We start from the raw sequence: 18900 nt of genomic DNA, 5'->3' as shown, positions 1-18900 counted from the left end.
ATTTTATATATAAGGGATCCCACCAACAAAAAGCGCTTAAAACATACGCTAAGCATAATTCGTCATGAATAAAGCCGATTTTTCCTCAACTTACGAGAAATAATCGGCTTTATGGATAAGGGGACAATCGATTGTCAAAATGAATCCATTCCTAAATACTATTTAAAAACCGGTTGATGTGAAACCATTACCATAATCTAAAAAAAGAGTATTATTCGGGGTGACACAAAAATAATTTATTCAAGTGGATTAACGGACTAGTGCGCCTAATATATGTGATATATATAAAGATATCTTACCATAGTGTAACGGGAGGGTAGTGATTTAGTACAGGATATCTGATGTTAAAAAGACTCCGGCAGGAGGAACGCCGTTCTGATATATAGGAGGTTCAGTGAGTGCTGTATCAGTTGTAGCAATCCAAGTTCCGTACTCACCTGCAAGCAAAGAGGGAGGTTTCATAATAAACCGTCCACTTAAAACGAAATGACGAATTCTAATCGAGGGATCATCAAATATAGTTAAGTTACCATAAAATGAGGCATATGGTGAATCAAAACTTATTTGTTTGATGTTTTCTTCCCAATACCCATTAATTTGAATAGGTGTACCACGAAAATTAATTGTACCAGATACTTTATTATTACCTGTAATAGAATTAATGATGAGTACTCCCCAAATAATGGGTCGACCGGCTATAGAAGCCGAAATGCCCCATTTTGATGGAAAAGGTATACTAACCATGAGTTTCTGTGCAGTTTGCAAAAGTTGATTCCTCGTTTCGTAATAATCATAAATACAAGAGTTTAAAGTTTAATTTCTATCTATACATCAGAGTGTTAAAAAAAGAAAGAAAGTCTAATAAATTATTTTAATATTTATTCATTTTGAATCTTCCATATTCGGTTTCGAACATTTCATTTACTTCCCAAGATTCAACGGTTTTATAAGCTGTTTGTTGATCAAAGCCTTTTCCCAGAAGGTAGGCCATTGCGGCAATTTCAGTTAGCGCATGTTCATAGGAAGTAAGAGCAACTTCTTTTAGACCATAATCAACAAAAGGCTTTATTGCCATTAATGTTTCACTTTTCAAATCCTGATCCGAATTTTCTCTCTCATCGGATTCATTACCCTCTAGATTTGGATGTGCTTCTTTGTATAGCACCTCCCACTGTTCATACAGACTTGTAGCTGTCTCAAAGTCCTCAGAGTCTACTGTTAAATTTTTTTGTAATTTACTCATTAAATTACGCCATGTCTCTTCCCATTCCTCTAAAGTTCTTAAGTCAAAGAGGTTTGAGAACTTCGGTTTCACACTCTCCCAATGAACATAAATGTCCGTACACCATCCCAATAAATATTTATAGTTTTCCGTTTGGGCTTCCATTTTTTTATCACCCTTTTTAAATTTTTTCACTTCTAAAAAAAGAAGCAATATCGAGTGTAAAATGAGGTTAAATACCTTTTAAAACCAATTTACAATTCTATGGTATGTTTCACTTATGTCCCTAGACTAGGCATTTGTCTCATTTAACAAAAAAATTTTGTTTTCTTTCCAAACGGATAAATATGTTGCATTCTGCAAGTATAATTTTCCTTTGCAAACAAGGCCGGTGTTAAAAGTATAAAGGCATTTTTAAAACGTTCTTAACAAACAGATAAAGAGCAGGTAAGCTGAGGAACTTGATAAAAACCTGAAGGAAAGCCAACTCAATCGATTATGAAGTATATATAGGGGTCCTGCCGACAAAACGCGAATATTATACGCTAAGCAGATGTATTAGGGGTTCCGTCAGGAAAATGCGGATTTACAACGTTAAACTATTTTTTTGGAAACAAAAACCTTGCTTCCCCAACGCTAAGCAGAAGAAGCAAGGTGAGTTAATAATTTCACTTGCCAGAATCACGAGGTGGATTCACCATGTTCATGTAATTTATATCTTCCAGGGTAAACAATATTCACCTCAACCTTTACATGGCGCAGGGAATCTTGGTTTAAAACGAGTTGCTGTTTTCCTGTGGCAATGCTCTTCCATTGATGTGGATGTTTGCGATACAAAGATTCGCCCAAATTGTAAATATCTATACCCTCTTTAAAAGCAGTTTGATACGTTTTGCGGATTTGCTCCTCTATTTTTTCCTGAGCCATTTGTGTGAGTTCCTTTTCAGTAAGGTCAATATGCAATTCATTGATTCCGGCTTTCACATTAACAGAAATGTCGAAAAACGCTTTGTCCAATTTTACAATTGGGGTCACGTCATACTCGGGTTTTTCTGCGACAAGAACAGCCGCAAGCTTCTCTTCGGCAAACAAATCAAGAGGCACTCGGATCGTGTGAGTACTTAGCCAGGGCATTCCCGACAGATCCTTAAGATCCATTCGTGCATAATAATTGTCTAGTTCATATACTTGGATGCCTGAATACCTAAGAAGCTCTTTTGGTTTATTACTTTCCTGCCATTGACCTTTGCGAAGCGATAATTCCGGTATATAACTAGTTCTTGCCTTTTCGTGTGAGTCCAGTATAAATTGTTGCAGGCGGACCGGAGCAAGGAAAGAATGCTGTCTGAAATTTTGCTCGGGATTGAGAAGAATTGATGCCTTTGGCGATAATCTAAAAAATGGTGTTGCCAGCAAGATTTCTTCAAGAGGCTCTCTTGTGCTGAACAGCCAGGGCAAGTACCTTATTTCACGATAACGGTTGATCAATTCCAGCACTTCTCCGACTTTGTTTTCTTTCATCAATCTCTCACTGAACAAGATGGCAGAGATTTGTCCCCAGTTTAAGCGCTGTTGTGATGTACTGTACAAATCATTTGCCCCTTCTGTAAACGAGGAACCTTCGCCTTTTCCCACCCAAACCGGGGGCTGCTCCGCTTTTTGCTGTCCCTCCAGCTTTGCCACTGTCGAGAAATCAAGCAATTGCACATATAGTGTGTATTGGCCATCGATATAGTCAATTCCAACAGCCGTTGCATAGTTCATGTTTTGCACTTCATATCTGCTCCAGCACCCAGTAAGGGTGAGGAGGAGGAGAAGTGCAACCATACTTTTATATCTCCTCATTTATGCCTGTCCCCTTGCCTTGTAGAATCTCGTGTCTTCAACATGTCCGGTCGTGTGTTTCGCCATTGCCAAGGTAATCGGAACAAAGCGTCGGCAAAGTCTTTAAATGGAGGTGATATCGGGGCCAAGTAAGGCAAGCCACATGAACGCAATGAGGCTAAATGGCTGAGCACAATAAATAATCCAAGAAAGAAGCCATAAACGCCAAGCATGGCAGACAGAATGAAAAGAAAGAAGCGTAAAATACTAATTGTTCCAGCTAATGAAAGGCTCGATAAAGTTGAACCAAAAATCTGTGTAATTGCTCCGATGACAACAATACCAGGGGATAAGAATCCTGCACGAATGGCCGCATCCCCCAGTATAAGTCCGCCTACAACCGTTACCGTGGATCCGACTGCAGAAGGGAGTCGGACACCTGCTTCCCGTAATATTTCTAAGAAGATAAGTACAATAAACATTTCAACTGTTACATCAAAAGGGATACCCAACCGGTTAATCCACAATGTTGCAAGTAGATAATATGGTAGTTGATCCTGATGATAGGAAAGAATGGCAACAAAAAATGCAGGAAGCAGTAGCGATACGGACAAGCCAAGTAAACGAAGCGTTTGACCAAATGTAGTCGACAAAGCAGTAAAGTGGATATCTTCAGGTGTTTTCAGGAGCAGGAACAAATTGGCTGGCGCGATTAAGGCAGCCGGTGTACCATCCACAATCAACGCTACACGGCCATTTAGCATACAGTTAACGGTAAAGTCTGGTCTGCCTGTATACCCCATCAAAGGAAACAATGCTTTTGTCGGTTCCATTAATTCTTCTAGCTGAGTGGCGCTAAACGCTCCGTCAATGTTAAGATCATCTAATTTATTCTTTACATCTTGAACAATCTTAGGATCAACAATGTCACGAATGTATAGAATTGCAACGGTTGTTTTCGTGCGAACGCCTACTTTTTTCGTTTCATAAACCATACTGGTTGATTTGATTCGTTTCCGAATTAACGCCACATTGACTCCCAGTTCTTCCACAAATCCATCTTTTGGCCCCCGTACCGAGACCTCAATAGTGGATTCTTCCGGATTTCGTGCCGGTTTTTTTGAGATATCGAGGGAGAACAAGGAACGTAGAGTCGGAATAAACAAAAGCAGTTTGCCTTCAAAAATATCCGTTTCGGCCGTTTGCTCCCACTCCTCAAGAGTAACGAACTCTAATTGTAGTTGGCTCGACTCTGCAATTTCCTCATGAAGATGAAACCCATTGTTTTCATAAAATCGGGTCAAATGAGGAAGCACTGTCTCATGAATGAACGTTTGGTTGTCACTTAAACCCTCACAATAAATCAATAGGATTCTCGATTGTTCATCATTAGGTTTTAATTTGTAAATATGGTGCTTAACATCTTGACACATTTTAAAGTGTTGGATTAGTGATTGTTCATTAAGCGGTTGCAAGACTGTTACCTCTGTATTAGGCGATGGCCTCTTGCTTTCTGCACCCTGATTTCCAAATAATCTTATCATTCGTCGGAATAGTTTATTCATTCTAGCTAGTCACTCCTTTTGGCTCATTCTTAAGATGAAAATTCGACTGACATACAGGATCAAGGTCCCTACTGTAAAGATACAAAATGAAGGAAAATAAAATCTTCCTAACAAGTCTAGAAAAGCCATGTCGCTCATCGGCAGCAAAATGGCAACAAGCATGGCCAATGCGCCAAATAACACGGGTAACCATCTGCGTTTTTGTAAATTCCACATTTCTCCTAAGAGATAGATAGAAAGGGACACACGAATAAATGTACCGGATAGCCACTGATAAATCGAAAAAAAATCGACATGCTCCACATATTCTCCCAGTCTCACGGTTCTCCATTGATCGTAAGCGGGGTATCTTTGGTTAGCCGCTTCATCAGGGCCAAATATCGCAATCGAACCCATCAATGGTCCTAACGTAAGTCCTGTAAGGATGAAGCACATCAACATCAAGCTTTTAAATCCTGTTTTTTTTGTTAATTTGTGCTGAATCAGCAACATCAACAAAGACAACTCCAGCAATCCCCCGGCAACGTAAGGAACACCTTTCCATAATGGAGCTGTCCCGTTTTCTAACAAAGGAAAAAGAAGGGTATAATCTTTAAACTGAAAATTGGCAATCGCCACAAGATGACCTAGAATAACAACAAATGGCAACAATATTCCGCTCACAATTGCAATTGTACGGAGTCCTTGAAAAGCAGCAAAGAAGCATGCAACAAGTGTTGTTCCCGCAAGAACTAGTATCGGTGTTTGCGGCAAGTAAGATGCGATTGTCCATGTTAGAGTATCTTTTAAGGAAATAAAGCCCATGAGCCATAATAACAAACTATAAATAATCACTAAGATTGCAGATAAAAACTTTCCAAAGTGCTGATCTAGCCACTTTTTAATGTGTTGATTGTTCATGTTTTGAATGATGTAGTTCAAGCAACCAATCCAAACAGGTGAAGCGACAAAAACAAGAAGCACTACGAGCCAGGCATCTCGCTTTGATGCTTCTAGTAGTAAAGGGATAATAATAACGTGGTTCATTAATCCAACCGAAAGCATAATAATCATGTATGACTGAATAGGAGTAATCTTAGGCAAAAGCTCACCTCAAATCCAACAATTGGAAATAGAAACATCTTGAACTATAATTCCCTCAACAACTTCGTTCTATTCATCTGATATTACAGCCGTAAACTAGCACATGATGAGTCCTGGCTTATATCGGCCGGACCAACTTAGAGCAAGAAAAAAATGCTAAGCCCGTCACGACAAAGGCTTAGCATATATTTTGTTCATCCAGCCTAGCTATCCATTTTGATAAAACTTTAACGTGCTCGCAGTCAAGCAACCGTTTTCCCAACGAAACTACACATTTTCAATAATAATCCTTTGTGCTGTTCTCAGGTTGCGTTGTACAGTTCTCAACACATTCTCTTCTTCTGCGTAAGCCCTACTTGCACACCGTCAACAATTACACGTTTAATAGCCATATTGCTTTTCAGATTAGTCGATTTTCTCTTCAAATTAAACGCGCGTGCTAAACCATTAACATTACCTTGAGCGACCGCTTGCCGCCAATTCGGGTCCCTTAGTTTTTGGGCATCTGCTGGTGCCTTTTCAGTCTCAAGTATGCTCTTGGGACAGCAATTGTTTTAATTAGACCATGACTTTATAAAAACAACCTTCGTTTGTGATTGACTAAGGTTGTTTTTTATAAAGTGTTCTCGGAAAATACAGCCTTGCTTTAAATCTGAGTTTAGCGTATATCTCCGTTAAAATGTACTCGGAACCCTTTGATGATCGTGCCTAGTTAGATAAACAAATATTGATACTTCCTTATAGAAATAGCCTGCTTGGTTAGGTACGTTGTTTCACAATCCCCGGAAATTTTTAATATAAGTAATGAATTCTTATTTTTTTCCTTCCGATAGCTTTCTATATAAAGAAGCTCTAGATACATTTGTAATTTCACAAATTTGATTTACAGTCATATTTCCTTCTTTATATAGCTTTACTGCATAATTCATTCCTGCGTGATTTTTATGATATTTCTTTAACCGTCCTTTAAACTTCCCTTCTTTCTTTGCGAGCTCAATTCCTTCACGCTGACGCATACGAATAAGGTCTCGCTCTAATTGGTTAACACCAGCCATTACCGTAATTAAGAATTGGCTATATGGATTATCTTCTGATAAATCTAGCCATGTATCCTTAAGTGATTTTAAGCTTGCCTTTTTATTTCGTATTAAATCAATCAATTCAAATAAATCTTGCGTACTTCGAGTGATCCGAGTTAAATCTGTAACATAAATAATGTCACCTTCCTGTAAATCCTCTAACATTTTTTGAAGTTGTTCACGATCTTTTGTGGCTCCTGAAATTTTTTCTTCATAAATAATATCCATTCCAATTTCGTTCAATTGCCGAAATTGTCTTGAAGGATTTTGGCTAGTCGAACTGACGCGTACATAACCGATTTTCCGCAAAATTTCACCTCATTTTTGAGACAAGTCTTATGAGACACTCTTAACTATGATTTTATCAGTCTACTATACTTGTATCAATAGAGTACACTCTATTGATATATAATTGAACTAATTAACTGAATAATTACAGAAATGAGATGATACTGTATGAAAGTTGCGAGAGGTAGAGAATTGCTTACATCGGAACAGCGACAGGTCCTTATGCAAATTCCTGAAGATGAGTGGGTGCTAGGAACCTACTACACTTTTTCCAAACGGGATTTAGAAATTATCAATAAACGAAGGAGAGAAGAAAACCGTTTAGGGTTCGCCGTTCAATTAGCTGTTCTTCGGTATCCCAGTTGGCCATACACTCATATCAAAAACATCCCGGATTCAGTCATACATTATATATCGAAACAAATCGGTGCCACTTCATCTTCGATTAGTCTTTATCCTCAAAGAGAAAATACACTTTGGGATCATTTGAAAGAAATTCGAAGTGAATACGACTTTGTAACTTTTACACTAAAAGAATATCGAATAGCATTTAAGCATCTTCATCAATTAGCTTTGGAAAATGGCGATGCCATGCATCTACTACATGAATGTATAGATTTTCTAAGAAAAAAGAAAATCATTCTGCCTGCTATCACTACACTTGAGAGATTGGTGTGGGAGGCAAGGGCAATGGCTGAAAAGAAGCTATTTAATACGGTTAGTCAAACTCTAACAAATAACCAAAAAGAAAAGCTTGAAGAGATCATTACTTCGCAGCATCCATCCGAATCCAATAAAACGATATTGGGTTGGTTAAAGGAACCACCGGGTCATCCTTCATCCGAAACATTTCTAAAAGTAATAGAACGACTCGAATACATACGAGGTATAGAATTAGAAACGGTACAAATTAATCATTTGCATCGCAATCGCTTGTTACAGCTATCTCGCTTAGGTTCAAGATATGAGCCTTATGCGTTCCGTGACTTTCAAGAAAATAAACGATACTCGATTTTAACCGTCTATTTATTACACCTTACTCAGGATTTAACGGATAAAGCCTTTGAAATTCACGACAGACAAATACTCAGTCTGTTATCAAAAGGCCGTAAGGCTCAAGAAGAAATTCAGAAACAAAACGGGAAAAAGCTGAATGAGAAGGTTATACACTATACGAACATCGGACAAGCTTTAATCAAAGCAAAACGGGAAAAACTAGACGTTTTTGAGGTTTTAGAATCGGTTATTGAATGGAATTCTTTTGTTTCTTCAGTGGAAGAAGCTCAGGAGCTTGCACGTCCTGCCGACTATGACTATTTAGACTTACTGCAAAAACGATTTTATTCTCTTAGAAAATATACGCCAACCCTATTAAGGGTATTGGAATTTCATTCCACAAAGGCGAATGAGCCACTTTTACAAGCTGTAGAGATTATACGAGGAATGAACGAATCTGGGAAGCGAAAAGTACCTGATAACTCACCTTTGGATTTTATTTCAAAACGGTGGAAAAAGCATTTATACGAGGATGATGGTACAACAATCAATCGGCATTACTATGAAATGGCTGTTTTAACAGAACTTCGGGAGCATATTCGGGCTGGTGATGTTTCTATTGTGGGCAGTAGACAATATAGAGATTTTGAGGAATATTTGTTTTCCGAAGATACATGGAATCAAACGAAGGAGAATACAAGATTATCGGTTAGTTTATCATTCAAGGATTATATTACAGAGAGAACTAGCAGCCTTAATGGGAGGTTACAGTGGTTAGCTGCTAATTCCAACAAGTTAGATGGAGTTTCTCTTGAAAAAGGAAAGCTGTCACTTGCACGATTAGAAAAAGATGTTCCAGAAGAAGCAAAGAAATTTAGTGCAAGCCTGTATCAGATGCTACCAAGAATAAAATTAACCGATTTACTGATGGATGTTGCCCATATAACAGGATTTCATGAGCAATTTACACATGCTTCTAACAAACGAAAACCAGATAAAGAAGAAACAATCATTATTATGGCTGCTCTTTTAGGAATGGGAATGAATATTGGCTTGAGCAAAATGGCTGAAGCAACACCCGGGCTTACATATAAGCAACTAGCCAATGTGTCTCAATGGCGCATGTATGAAGACGCAATGAATAAAGCCCAAGCTGTATTAGTAAATTTTCATCACAAGCTACAATTGTCTTCTTATTGGGGAGACGGTACAACATCCTCGTCAGACGGTATGAGAATGCAGCTAGGTGTTTCATCACTACATGCAGATGCAAATCCACATTATGGAACCGGAAAAGGAGCCACCATCTACCGTTTTACTAGTGATCAATTCTCTTCTTACTACACAAAGATTATTCATACTAATTCAAGGGATGCGATTCATGTTTTGGATGGTTTGTTGCACCATGAGACGGATCTAAACATAGAAGAGCATTATACAGACACTGCTGGTTACACAGACCAAATATTCGGATTGACTCATTTATTAGGATTTAAATTTGCTCCAAGAATAAGGGATTTATCAGACTCGAAATTATTTACAATAGATAAAGCAAGTGAATCTCCAAAATTAGAAGCCATTTTACGTGGACAAATAAATACAAAGGTCATTAAAGAAAATTATGAGGATGTTTTGCGATTAGCTCATTCTATAAATGAAGGAACAGTTTCAGCATCCCTTATTATGGGGAAACTAGGTTCTTATTCAAGACAAAACAGCTTGGCTACCGCTTTACGTGAGATGGGCCGAATAGAAAAAACGATCTTTATTTTGAATTATATTTCGGATGAATCATTAAGAAGAAAAATACAAAAAGGATTGAATAAAGGAGAAGCGATGAATGGACTGGCAAGAGCTATTTTCTTCGGAAAACAAGGAGAGCTTAGGGAACGAACCATACAGCATCAATTGCAAAGGGCCAGTGCCTTAAATATAATCATTAATGCCATCAGTATCTGGAATACTTTACATCTAACAAAGGCAGTTGAATATCAAAAACGGTCAGGTAGTTTTAATGAAGAATTATTGCACCATATGTCACCTCTAGGTTGGGAACATATTAATTTACTTGGAGAATACCATTTTAATTCGGAGAAAATGGTCTCGTTAGATTCTTTAAGACCCTTGAAACTTTCTTAACGTTGTTAAAACTGGGGGAATAGTCGGGGAAATGGGCTTAGCGTTGTAAATCCGCATTTTCCTGACTGTACCCCTATTAGAATAAAAAGTCAATTCCATACATTAAGAATTGACTTATGTGTAATTAATGAAGCTCCTTCTATGTAATTTCGCTACTTAATATAGTTCCAGAATTACTCTTTTATCGTTCTTAATAATGTCGTCTTGGTATTTCAATTTTCCTGAGTTCACTAAATTAACTTGAATGTTGATTTGCTCGATACTATCCTTATTTAAGAAAAATCGCTTTTCTTTTATCTCTTTATTCCATTTCTGGGGGTTCTCACGATATAATATTTCTCCTAACTTATAAGCATCCAAATTTATCTCTACTCCTTTCTCAAAAGTCTTTAAAATCTCATCCCTTATTATTTTTTTCAGTGTTAGCAATTAACTTATTTTCACTAATTTCCTTTAACTTTTCGTTTATTCCAGCTTGTACGACTATGTTAATGTTATATATCACTTGTTCGTTATGGATAACAGGTGTAATTGTCATCTTGGGTTTTTCTAATACTATAGAAACAATAGGTTGGTCATCTTCAACTATCCACAAAGGAGATCGAACAGTTTTTTCATCCATCCATCTTAGACCGTTTAAATCAGATTCAGAAAGCCAGCCTTGCAGATGCTTATTCCTTACAAAGAAAGCACCGTCATTTCTTAACAATGGTGCTTTATTATCTTCCTTTTTCCAATTTTCAGTGGATATTTTTATAGAAGGAATGTAAGCTGTTTGCCCAACAGGATCGCTATCTCGTATGAATTGGAAAAATTAGGTTGGCTATGGGAGCAATTTTTGCTGGTATTTTATATTTGATGCTGCAACTCAAAATTATTATTAAGGGTGACCATTTTATATATAAAGACTTTTCACAAAGACGTGTACGGTACGATGAAGTTAATAAAATATTTCTGAGGTTTGACAAGCACTATGGTAACAATAATTTAAGAAAATTTTGGGTTGATGTGATCCTGACTGATGGGAACCAATTCTCTATTTCGTCTTACCTTTTTACAACTAAGAAATCAAAAGGTTTCTTCAATGTGGCACTAAATAATAACACTGATATTATAATCAATTCGAGTTTAATCAACTATATTTCCTCTAAACAAACAAGTATAGAAAAGATAGGAAGCATACTAATAATGACCTTGTTTACATTAATGGTGATACTTTATTTGGTTAATGCTAATTAGTGTTCTAATCATTCGAATTTGGTTCTAGACATCTACTGTTTCCCCAATAATAAAAGTGAAGAAATTCTTCAAGCTTTTAAGTATAATTGGAGTTATTGTCTGAGGGCATTTAAAACAAATAAAAATTGTAGCTCAACCAGGACTTAGATACACTCCACATACCTTATCAACAGTCTAAGAGGGGCATCTAAACAGGGGGCAATCATGGAAAAAACTTCTGAAGCATTTATTGGCTTTGATTTTGACAAAATTTATGACTTTAAAGAAATGCCAGATAAAAACAGCGGTCGATGTGATAACTGCAATAACGCTCACTTCAAAAGTTCTGTGGGTGAGGGTAAATTTATAAGAGAATGCTCAAGTTGTGGATTAAAAAAGTCAATTTAATTTATTAATCGTATACTTTATAAATGTAGACCATATGAACCCCTGGCACTTTAGCCAGGGGTTCAATATTTATCCGAAAAAGCCGTCCCTTGTTCATATTTTTGAACTCCTAAATGCAAAGTATGGCCATCAGAAAGAATATATCAATTAAACGATGCTATTGTTTGAAAATTGTGAATATACACCAAATTATCATGACAATTCTACTATAATGATAGATGTATCTGAAGAGAAAAAGGAGGGTCGGAAAGGGTATTCAAAATTTATATTCAAGGATGTGTAAGCAGAATGAAAAAGTTGTTAAAGCCTGGTTTTTTAATTTTTCTAGCAAGTTTATTAGTTTTGAGTTTGGCTCTACCTGGATATGCTGCAGGGAAAGATGGTAAAAGTAAAACTAACAATTTAGCTTTAGAAAAAATCAGTGAAATGCCCAAAGAAAAAAACTAAAGGTTGAAGCAGCTCTTGAGAACTATCACATGTTAATGGATCTGATTTTGTCACGGGAAAACTTAATAGAAGCACTTAAACGTGTGGAGAAGAATAAAGGGAGTCACGGCATAGATGGAATGTCCGTAAAATCCCTACGAAGACATCTCTATGAGAACTGGGAGACCCTTTGTTAAGGAAAGGTACCTATCAACCTAACCTAGTCAGTCGAGTCGAAATCCCGAAAATGAACGGTGGAGTAAGGTTACTAGGAATTCCAACCGTGACAGACCGGTTCATCCAACAGGCTATCGCCCAAATTCTAACCCCGCTTTTTGACCCAACCTTTTCAGAATATAGTTATGGGTTCAGACCAAATCGAAGAGCTGTTCGGAAAGCAAGGAGATAAATAAGCGAAGGTTATAGATGGGTGATTGACATGGATTTGGAGGAATTTTTTGACAAAGTGAATCATGATAAGTTGATGGGGATACTGGCAAACAGAATCCAAGACCGATTGGTCTTGAAACTGATACGGAAATACCTCCAAGCAGGAATCATGATAAATGGTGTAGTCTATGACGCAGAAGAAGGAACACCACAGGGAGGTCCTCTGAGCCCTCTTCTTTCGAATATCCTTTTGGATAAGCTTGATAAAGAGTTAGAAAGGAGAGGTCACAAGTTTGTCCGCTACGCCGATGATTGTAATATTTACATGAAATCGAAGAAAGCTGGGGAACGAGTGATGAACTCGATTATATGCTTCATCGAGCAGAAATTAAAGCTTAAAGTGAATAGAGGGAAATCAGCGGTTGACCGCCCGTGAAAACGAAAGTTCCTAGGCTTTAGCTTTACGTTTAATATGAAACCGAAGGTTCGAATAGCAAATGAAAGTATTAAGAGGCTTAAAGCTAAAATACGGGAGATAACCTCCCGTTCTAAACCAATCCCAATGGAAGTTAGAATCGAGAAATTGAATCAATATCTAACGGGCTGGTGTGGCTATTTTGCGTTGGCTGATACGCCAAGTAAATTCAAAGAATTTGATGAGTGGATTAGAAGAAGACTTCGTATGATTGAATGGAAACAATGGAAGAACCCGAAGACAAGAGTAAGAAAACTCAAAAGTCTAGGCGTTCCTGACCAAAAGGCATACGAATGGGGAAACACCAGAAAGAAATTTTGGAGAATAGCCTCTAGTCCAATCTTACACAAAACCCTCGATAACTCCTACTGGAGCAATCGAGGGCTCAAAAGTCTATATCAAAGGTATGAATTTCTACGTCAAACTTAATTGAACCGTCGTATACCGAACTGTACGTACGGTGGTGTGAGAGGTCGGGGGTTAGTCACCCCCTCCTACTCGATTTTCTTTTTCCACCGGTTGATACTTACCCTCCGTGTAGAAGAAAGAGCTGATGATCAACAAGCGTTGTTCGTTACGATTCGAGCACCACATCGAATGAGTGTATTGCACAAATGAGATATGTCATAAAACAGATTTCCAAAAGAGCAGGAATAAATAAGTGCATTCACCCACATCAACTTAGACATAGCTATGCAACTACACTTATTAATAATGTGGTCACCATTAGAGGTTATACAAAATTTAATGGGACACGAAAAAGGCGAAACCACCAGAGTATATGCGTACCTGAGTGGGCGTCTGAGACGTGAGTTATATAAGAAATTACAGTTACCACCTTGCACAGTGATACTTGAACCAAAAGTGGATATTCTCTGAATGAGTTAATGAAGGAAAAATAGCTAAAGCAATCATTACACTGAGAAAGATTTTTTTCATGTTAAAAACTCCCGAATTGATTTTATTAGTAGGTTTCCTTCTATGTAAGAAAATTATTTGTATCACAAACCTCGAAGGTATCGGCATATGCAAAGCATGGATACTAAGGCTTGTTCTTTTATCACTAAATTTCCTTTCAATATAATAAATTAACGCTACACCTTTAACATTTAGGTGTTGCTGATGAAGCATTTTTTATTGAACTAATAGGTAGCTTTAGTTGAACAAATCCACAAAAAAGTCGGTCCTTTACGTAGAGGAAATCGACTTTTTTAGATTGAAATTTGCTTAACGTTGTAAATCCGCATTTATCTTAACCATCCAAAACGGATGACTTTACAGTATTCAATGTAAAGTTATCCGTTTTTTTGTTTCTTTAAAGACTATTTAACCACACTAATTTTTATTATAGTATTTATAGTAAATAAAGAAAGGAGGGAGATTATCTGAAATTAAGAGATTGAGAGCTTTCTAGAATGAATAAAAGAACAATTTCAACAGGAGGATTTTATGAGAGTAATTACCCTTTCTACAAAAGAAGGAAAGGTTCGGTACATGTTAATAGATCATAATAATGAGCCAGTCCGACCAGTTTTACATTATTTAAAGTTTAAGGACAATAGTGGGGCTTCACGTAACACCTTACGGTCGTTCTCATATCATTTAAAACTATTCTATGAATTCCTAGAACAAATAAACAAAGAATTTCGTGATATCGGAATAGATGAAATGGCGGATTTTATGCGGTGGTTACAAAACCCGCACCAGGATGTAAAGGTGTCCCCTATCTTCCCAAAACAACCAATTAGAAAAGCAAAGACAGTAAATATTATCATCAATACTGTTCTCGGATTTTATGACTACCTAATGAGACATGAGGACTATAGTATTCAGCTGACAGAACGTTTAAAGAAACAAGTATCTGGGTCCCGCAAGGGGTTTAAAAGTTTTCTGCACCATATAAACAAAAATAAATCCTTTGCATCTCATATTCTGAAACTAAAAGTGCCTAAACAACAGCCGAAAACACTTTCGAAAGATCAAATAGCATTAATTATGAATGCTTGTGTAATATAAGGGATCAATTTTTAATACAGCTACTTTGGGAAAGCTCTATGCGTATTGGTGAAGCACTTACTTTATGGCTTGAGGATTTCGAGGTTGATGCGAGAAAAATCCATATACGTGATCGGGGTCAATTGTTTAATCTAGCTGAAATTAAGACGGTATGTAGCCCCCGAAGTATCGATGTATCTGAGGATCTAATTAATATGTACTTTGATTATATTGCTCAATTTCATATTGATGAAGTGGATACAAATCACGTTTTTATTAAGCTGTCAGGGGAAAAAAAAGGACAACCGTTAGAATATACCGATGTAGTAGTGCTGGTTCAGCGTCTGCGTGATAAAACAGGCATTTATTTCACTCCACATATGTTACGCCACACATCATTAACGGAACTAAGAAAGGCTGGCTGGAGAGATGAACATTTAATGAATCGGGCTGGCTACGCTCATATCCAAACAACAATGCAGATGTATATCCATCCTTCGGATAAAGATATTTGAAAAGACTGGGAAAAAGCTCAAGAAAGAATGAAAATCAACAAAGAAAATAAGGAGAATAACGAATGAATTTATCTATTGGATACCTACTCCCAGAAAATAAAGTTAGTGAAATAGCCAAAAAAATCTCTGGGTATTTCGAAAATGACATTTGGGATGCCGATGATGCGGCTTTTAATGATTTTAGAAAATCGGAATGGGGAAAAACTCATCGTAAAATGAATTTTTCAGTATCTCCATCTAAGCTTAAAAATGAGGTTAAGTTTTTTATTCTTACTCGTATTAAAAAAGATGATCTTCAATTGTATTCTGCAGTACACAATTATGCCCGGTCCTTTAAACAGCTGTCTATCTTTCTTAAGAAATATTATCCCAATATTAATAGTTTTGCAGATTTAGAAATAAGTAAAGCATTGATGCAATTAAGATCACATTTAAGTGAATTAGGTTTGAGCATACGAATTTATGGGAGAAGGAAGCTTTCTAATTAGGAATTACGAAAATCTACTTAATCGTTAATTTTTGTTTTATAAAGACTTCTATGATACAAGAGATGAATTTGATAAAGATATCTGGGATGTTAGAAATATTCCTAGTGCAAGATTTCCCGATCACGAATCAAGACATATCCTGAATTTCGAGGATATCCCTATTCCCTTTCGTCCTTTAGCAAAAAAATATTTAAAATTTAGGATCAGTCATTTATCCCTTGGCCAATGTACTCTTGACGTTAGAATATTAAAGTTATTTTTGACATTTATACATGATAAAAATCCTTCTTGGAAGGATTTAAATGCCTTAACACGGAAAGATATCGAAGATTACCTAATATTTCATAATAAGAAGTTTCATGACAAAATACAGTCAAAAAGAAGTTATAATCGTCCTAAATGTATTCTTGGAAACAATTGAAAAACTGCAATTCGATGAGGCACCTGCGTTGCCTGTAAATCTATTGTTATTTAAAGAAGATATCCCTAGACCGGTAAAAAAGTCTGAAAATGATATCAAATACATTCCTGAAGGGGTTCTTTAGCAAATTGAGGAAAAGCTAGAGTTCTTAAAACCATCAAAATACGTACCGATTATTGTATTACTTCGGGCAACTGGTTGGAGAATATCGGACATTCTTAATCTACGTTATGATAATTGTTTAGAACAAACACCGCAAGGATGGTACTTATGCGGAGATATTAGAAAAACACAAGTAATGAATCATCGTGTGCCAATTACAAAAGAAGTAGCAGAGGTAGTAGAAGCTGTAGTAAAAGTGACTAAAGATCAAAGCAATACGATTAATAATCCTAAAAACTATTTATTTTGTGCAGCTAGAAGGTATCCGAAGAGGACGACCCTATAATTATTATGACATTCGCAGAAGTTTGAAGCGCTTTACTGGAGAACAAAAAATAGTTGACGATTCAGGAAAGCCCTTTTTTATCAAAAATCATGCCTTTCGGCATACCAAGGGTGTAGAGCTTCTTAATAACGGAATGAACATACTGCATGTTCAAAAATGGATGGCACACGCTTCCCCAGAAATGACCTTGCATTATGCAAAAATTCTCGATACTACCATGCGTAATTCTTGGGAAGAAGCTACAAAACAAGGTATTTTTCGGGTTGACATTGAAAGTAAACGTCCAGTTAAAATTGAACTTTCGGATATTGAGAATGAAGATATCATTGAATGGGAATATATACGCCATAATTTAGACGCTGTGAAGATGGAGCTTGGCCTATTGTATGAAACCTATTAAGCAGCCATGTCCCACTCAAGCGAACCCATGTCTGTCTTGTCGTAATTTCTGTACTACACCCGAATTCATTCCCCAATTTGAAATGGAAATTACGGAAGTTAAAAATGTAATTGAGCGAGGCAGGGCTTTAGGGCGACAAGTATGGATAGATAAGAATCAAACCACTCTAGATCAACTAGAGCCTATTCTAGAAACTTTGAAAAATGGTACAACTCATCATTTTGCCGGGAAAAAAGGTCGCGAATATATTGGAGAGGAACGCACTCATGAGAAGTAAGCATATTAGAAATACCGAAGGTGTAAAAAAACATGCCCAGATGAAAAGCCAAGAGGCGGCTCAAAAGGTAGACAAGGCTATTCAAAGTCTTATCAAAACGAAGGCTAAAATTAACTTTAATCAAGTTGCCATGGAATCAGGTGTATCTAAGGCTTTTCTCTATAACAATCAAGAAATACGGAACCGAATAGAAAGATTACGAAAGCAGCAAGAAGGGTTAAATACACCGCAAACCATAAAACGTAATATGACGGATGCCAATAAAGATTCGCTTATCGCAGCTAAAAATAATCGAATAAAAAAACTTGAAGAAGAAAACAAACGTCTGAAGGATGAATTATTGAAATTACGTGGTATGGTCTATGACAAATTTTAAGAATAAAGAACTTTACTATTGTATCGGTTTTCCTTAGTGTGCTAATGGATGTTTGTAGAGTAAAATATAATCATTCTTTATTCTACATATAAAGTTGTAGAGAATTTATAACTATTCTCTGAAGTAATAAATTTATATGGTTGTATTATTAATACAAGGGGGTTTTATTAATGATTAAAGGATTATACGAAGCACATTTACCAGTAAGTAATTTGAAAAGGTCTATCGAATTTTATAAAGAACTTGGTTTAGAGTTTGACCACAGCGTAGAGGATAGTTTGGCATTTTTATGGATTGAAAAAAATAAAAGCTGGTTGGGCTTATGGGAAACCGATAAGGTAGAACTTGAATATCATCCTTCAATAAGACACATAGCATTTCAAGTATCGTTAGAAGGATTAAAAAATTCGGTTAGTTGGCTCAAAAGTAAAGGATGTGAACCAAGGGAGGCTTTTGGCTTTGAGCCAGTAGAACCTTTTGTAATGGCACATGATAACTATGCTCACGCTAAAATTCATTTTAATGACCCTGATGGTAATAGTTTGGAATTGATTTGTAAACTCGAAAATCCTAATAAAATAACAAAACGGATGTATTTAAGTGAGTGGGAAAAATTAAATACAAATAAATAGAAAAAGTAGTTTTTCAAGCTACCGGTGGCGTTAATTTATTTTTATAAGACATCATAAATAATCAAACTTATTTAAACCTTTACATCGAATATATGTAAATGATGTGAGAACCATTGATATTCTAATAGTTCTCACATCTAAGTTAAGATAAATGCGGTTTCCTGACGCTACCCCTTTATGAGAGGACAAGTAACCATTTTATTTTTCTATAATCATAAAAATTCGTATAATCCAT

General features: G+C 36.5%; 18 protein-coding genes and 3 pseudogenes. 13 read left to right on the top strand and 8 right to left on the bottom strand.

Features of this window, described 5'->3' with window-relative positions; translation table 11 throughout:
* Positions 1–324 precede the first annotated feature (324 nt).
* From AC1Q59_RS16120 to AC1Q59_RS16095, 6 genes are all read right to left on the bottom strand, one after another.
* Positions 325–765 (bottom strand): hypothetical protein, encoded by a 441-nt coding sequence (locus tag AC1Q59_RS16120; RefSeq protein WP_492366867.1) that lies wholly within the window; start codon positions 763–765, stop codon positions 325–327.
* A 106-nt stretch (positions 766–871) separates the two neighbouring features.
* Positions 872–1387 carry a hypothetical protein gene (locus tag AC1Q59_RS16115; protein WP_492366866.1) on the bottom strand — a complete coding sequence of 172 codons (516 nt, stop codon included), beginning with the start codon at positions 1385–1387 and terminating at the stop codon, positions 872–874.
* 516 nt (positions 1388–1903) lie between these two features.
* The gene (locus AC1Q59_RS16110; RefSeq protein WP_492366865.1) at positions 1904–3067 is read right to left on the bottom strand and encodes a Ger(x)C family spore germination protein; all 1164 of its coding nucleotides are present in this window, start codon (positions 3065–3067) and stop codon (positions 1904–1906) included.
* The gene (locus AC1Q59_RS16105; RefSeq protein WP_492366886.1) at positions 3064–4590 is read right to left on the bottom strand and encodes a spore germination protein; all 1527 of its coding nucleotides are present in this window, start codon (positions 4588–4590) and stop codon (positions 3064–3066) included. The genes AC1Q59_RS16110 and AC1Q59_RS16105 overlap by 4 nt, the downstream gene beginning before the upstream one ends.
* Positions 4591–4620: 30 nt before the next feature.
* The gene (locus AC1Q59_RS16100; protein WP_492366864.1) at positions 4621–5694 is read right to left on the bottom strand and encodes a GerAB/ArcD/ProY family transporter; all 1074 of its coding nucleotides are present in this window, start codon (positions 5692–5694) and stop codon (positions 4621–4623) included.
* An 812-nt stretch (positions 5695–6506) separates the two neighbouring features.
* Positions 6507–7082, bottom strand: a complete 576-nt coding sequence (locus AC1Q59_RS16095) for a recombinase family protein (protein ID WP_063477457.1) — start codon at positions 7080–7082, stop codon at positions 6507–6509.
* A 147-nt stretch (positions 7083–7229) separates the two neighbouring features.
* Here AC1Q59_RS16095 and AC1Q59_RS16090 point away from each other — a divergent pair, with 147 nt between their 5' ends.
* Positions 7230–10196: a Tn3 family transposase gene (locus AC1Q59_RS16090; protein ID WP_492366863.1), complete on the top strand. Its 2967-nt coding sequence runs from the start codon at positions 7230–7232 to the stop codon at positions 10194–10196.
* Between the two features lie 156 nt (positions 10197–10352).
* Here AC1Q59_RS16090 and AC1Q59_RS16085 read toward each other — a convergent pair.
* A pseudogene (locus AC1Q59_RS16085) lies at positions 10353–10905 on the bottom strand (Ger(x)C family spore germination C-terminal domain-containing protein).
* 734 nt (positions 10906–11639) lie between these two features.
* Between AC1Q59_RS16085 and AC1Q59_RS16080 the strand changes: the two are divergent.
* The 4 genes and pseudogenes from AC1Q59_RS16080 to AC1Q59_RS16065 all read left to right on the top strand — a co-directional run bounded on the left by AC1Q59_RS16080 (position 11640) and on the right by AC1Q59_RS16065 (position 13925).
* Entirely contained in the window at positions 11640–11822 is a 183-nt protein-coding gene (locus tag AC1Q59_RS16080) for a DUF8096 family protein (protein WP_492366862.1), read from the top strand.
* Between the two features lie 288 nt (positions 11823–12110).
* Entirely contained in the window at positions 12111–12269 is a 159-nt protein-coding gene (locus AC1Q59_RS16075) for a hypothetical protein (RefSeq protein WP_492366861.1), read from the top strand.
* Positions 12270–12298: 29 nt separating this feature from the next.
* Positions 12299–13542 (top strand): annotated as a pseudogene (ltrA, locus tag AC1Q59_RS16070) (group II intron reverse transcriptase/maturase).
* 185 nt (positions 13543–13727) lie between these two features.
* Entirely contained in the window at positions 13728–13925 is a 198-nt protein-coding gene (locus AC1Q59_RS16065) for a tyrosine-type recombinase/integrase (protein WP_492366860.1), read from the top strand.
* 19 nt (positions 13926–13944) lie between these two features.
* Here the strand turns inward: AC1Q59_RS16065 and AC1Q59_RS16060 are convergent, their stop codons facing one another.
* Positions 13945–14244: a YoqH family protein gene (locus AC1Q59_RS16060; RefSeq protein ID WP_492366859.1), complete on the bottom strand. Its 300-nt coding sequence runs from the start codon at positions 14242–14244 to the stop codon at positions 13945–13947.
* A 318-nt stretch (positions 14245–14562) separates the two neighbouring features.
* Between AC1Q59_RS16060 and AC1Q59_RS16055 the strand changes: the two are divergent.
* The 8 genes and pseudogenes from AC1Q59_RS16055 to AC1Q59_RS16020 all read left to right on the top strand — a co-directional run bounded on the left by AC1Q59_RS16055 (position 14563) and on the right by AC1Q59_RS16020 (position 18665).
* Positions 14563–15689, top strand: a pseudogene (locus AC1Q59_RS16055) (tyrosine-type recombinase/integrase).
* Positions 15686–16111: a hypothetical protein gene (locus AC1Q59_RS16050; RefSeq protein ID WP_492366858.1), complete on the top strand. Its 426-nt coding sequence runs from the start codon at positions 15686–15688 to the stop codon at positions 16109–16111. The pseudogene AC1Q59_RS16055 and the gene AC1Q59_RS16050 overlap by 4 nt, the downstream one beginning before the upstream one ends.
* A gap of 359 nt (positions 16112–16470) precedes the next feature.
* Positions 16471–16656, top strand: a complete 186-nt coding sequence (locus AC1Q59_RS16045) for a hypothetical protein (protein ID WP_492366857.1) — start codon at positions 16471–16473, stop codon at positions 16654–16656.
* Positions 16657–16659: 3 nt separating this feature from the next.
* Positions 16660–16980, top strand: a complete 321-nt coding sequence (locus tag AC1Q59_RS16040) for a tyrosine-type recombinase/integrase (protein ID WP_492366885.1) — start codon at positions 16660–16662, stop codon at positions 16978–16980.
* Between the two features lie 22 nt (positions 16981–17002).
* Positions 17003–17380, top strand: a complete 378-nt coding sequence (locus AC1Q59_RS16035; protein ID WP_492366856.1) for a tyrosine-type recombinase/integrase — start codon at positions 17003–17005, stop codon at positions 17378–17380.
* Positions 17367–17657: a hypothetical protein gene (locus AC1Q59_RS16030; protein WP_492366855.1), complete on the top strand. Its 291-nt coding sequence runs from the start codon at positions 17367–17369 to the stop codon at positions 17655–17657. Before AC1Q59_RS16035 ends, AC1Q59_RS16030 begins: the two co-directional genes overlap by 14 nt.
* The gene (locus tag AC1Q59_RS16025) at positions 17647–18033 is read left to right on the top strand and encodes a DUF6262 family protein (protein WP_492366854.1); all 387 of its coding nucleotides are present in this window, start codon (positions 17647–17649) and stop codon (positions 18031–18033) included. Before AC1Q59_RS16030 ends, AC1Q59_RS16025 begins: the two co-directional genes overlap by 11 nt.
* Before the next feature lie 170 nt (positions 18034–18203).
* Positions 18204–18665, top strand: coding sequence for a VOC family protein (locus tag AC1Q59_RS16020; RefSeq protein ID WP_061792571.1), 462 nt, complete (start codon positions 18204–18206; stop codon positions 18663–18665).
* Positions 18666–18900 lie beyond the last annotated feature (235 nt).

The sequence above is a fragment of the Cytobacillus sp. MT66 genome, assembly GCF_058792595.1.
The sequence above is the reverse complement of the archived record's forward strand: the minus strand, read 5'-3'. Positions and strand labels throughout refer to the sequence as shown.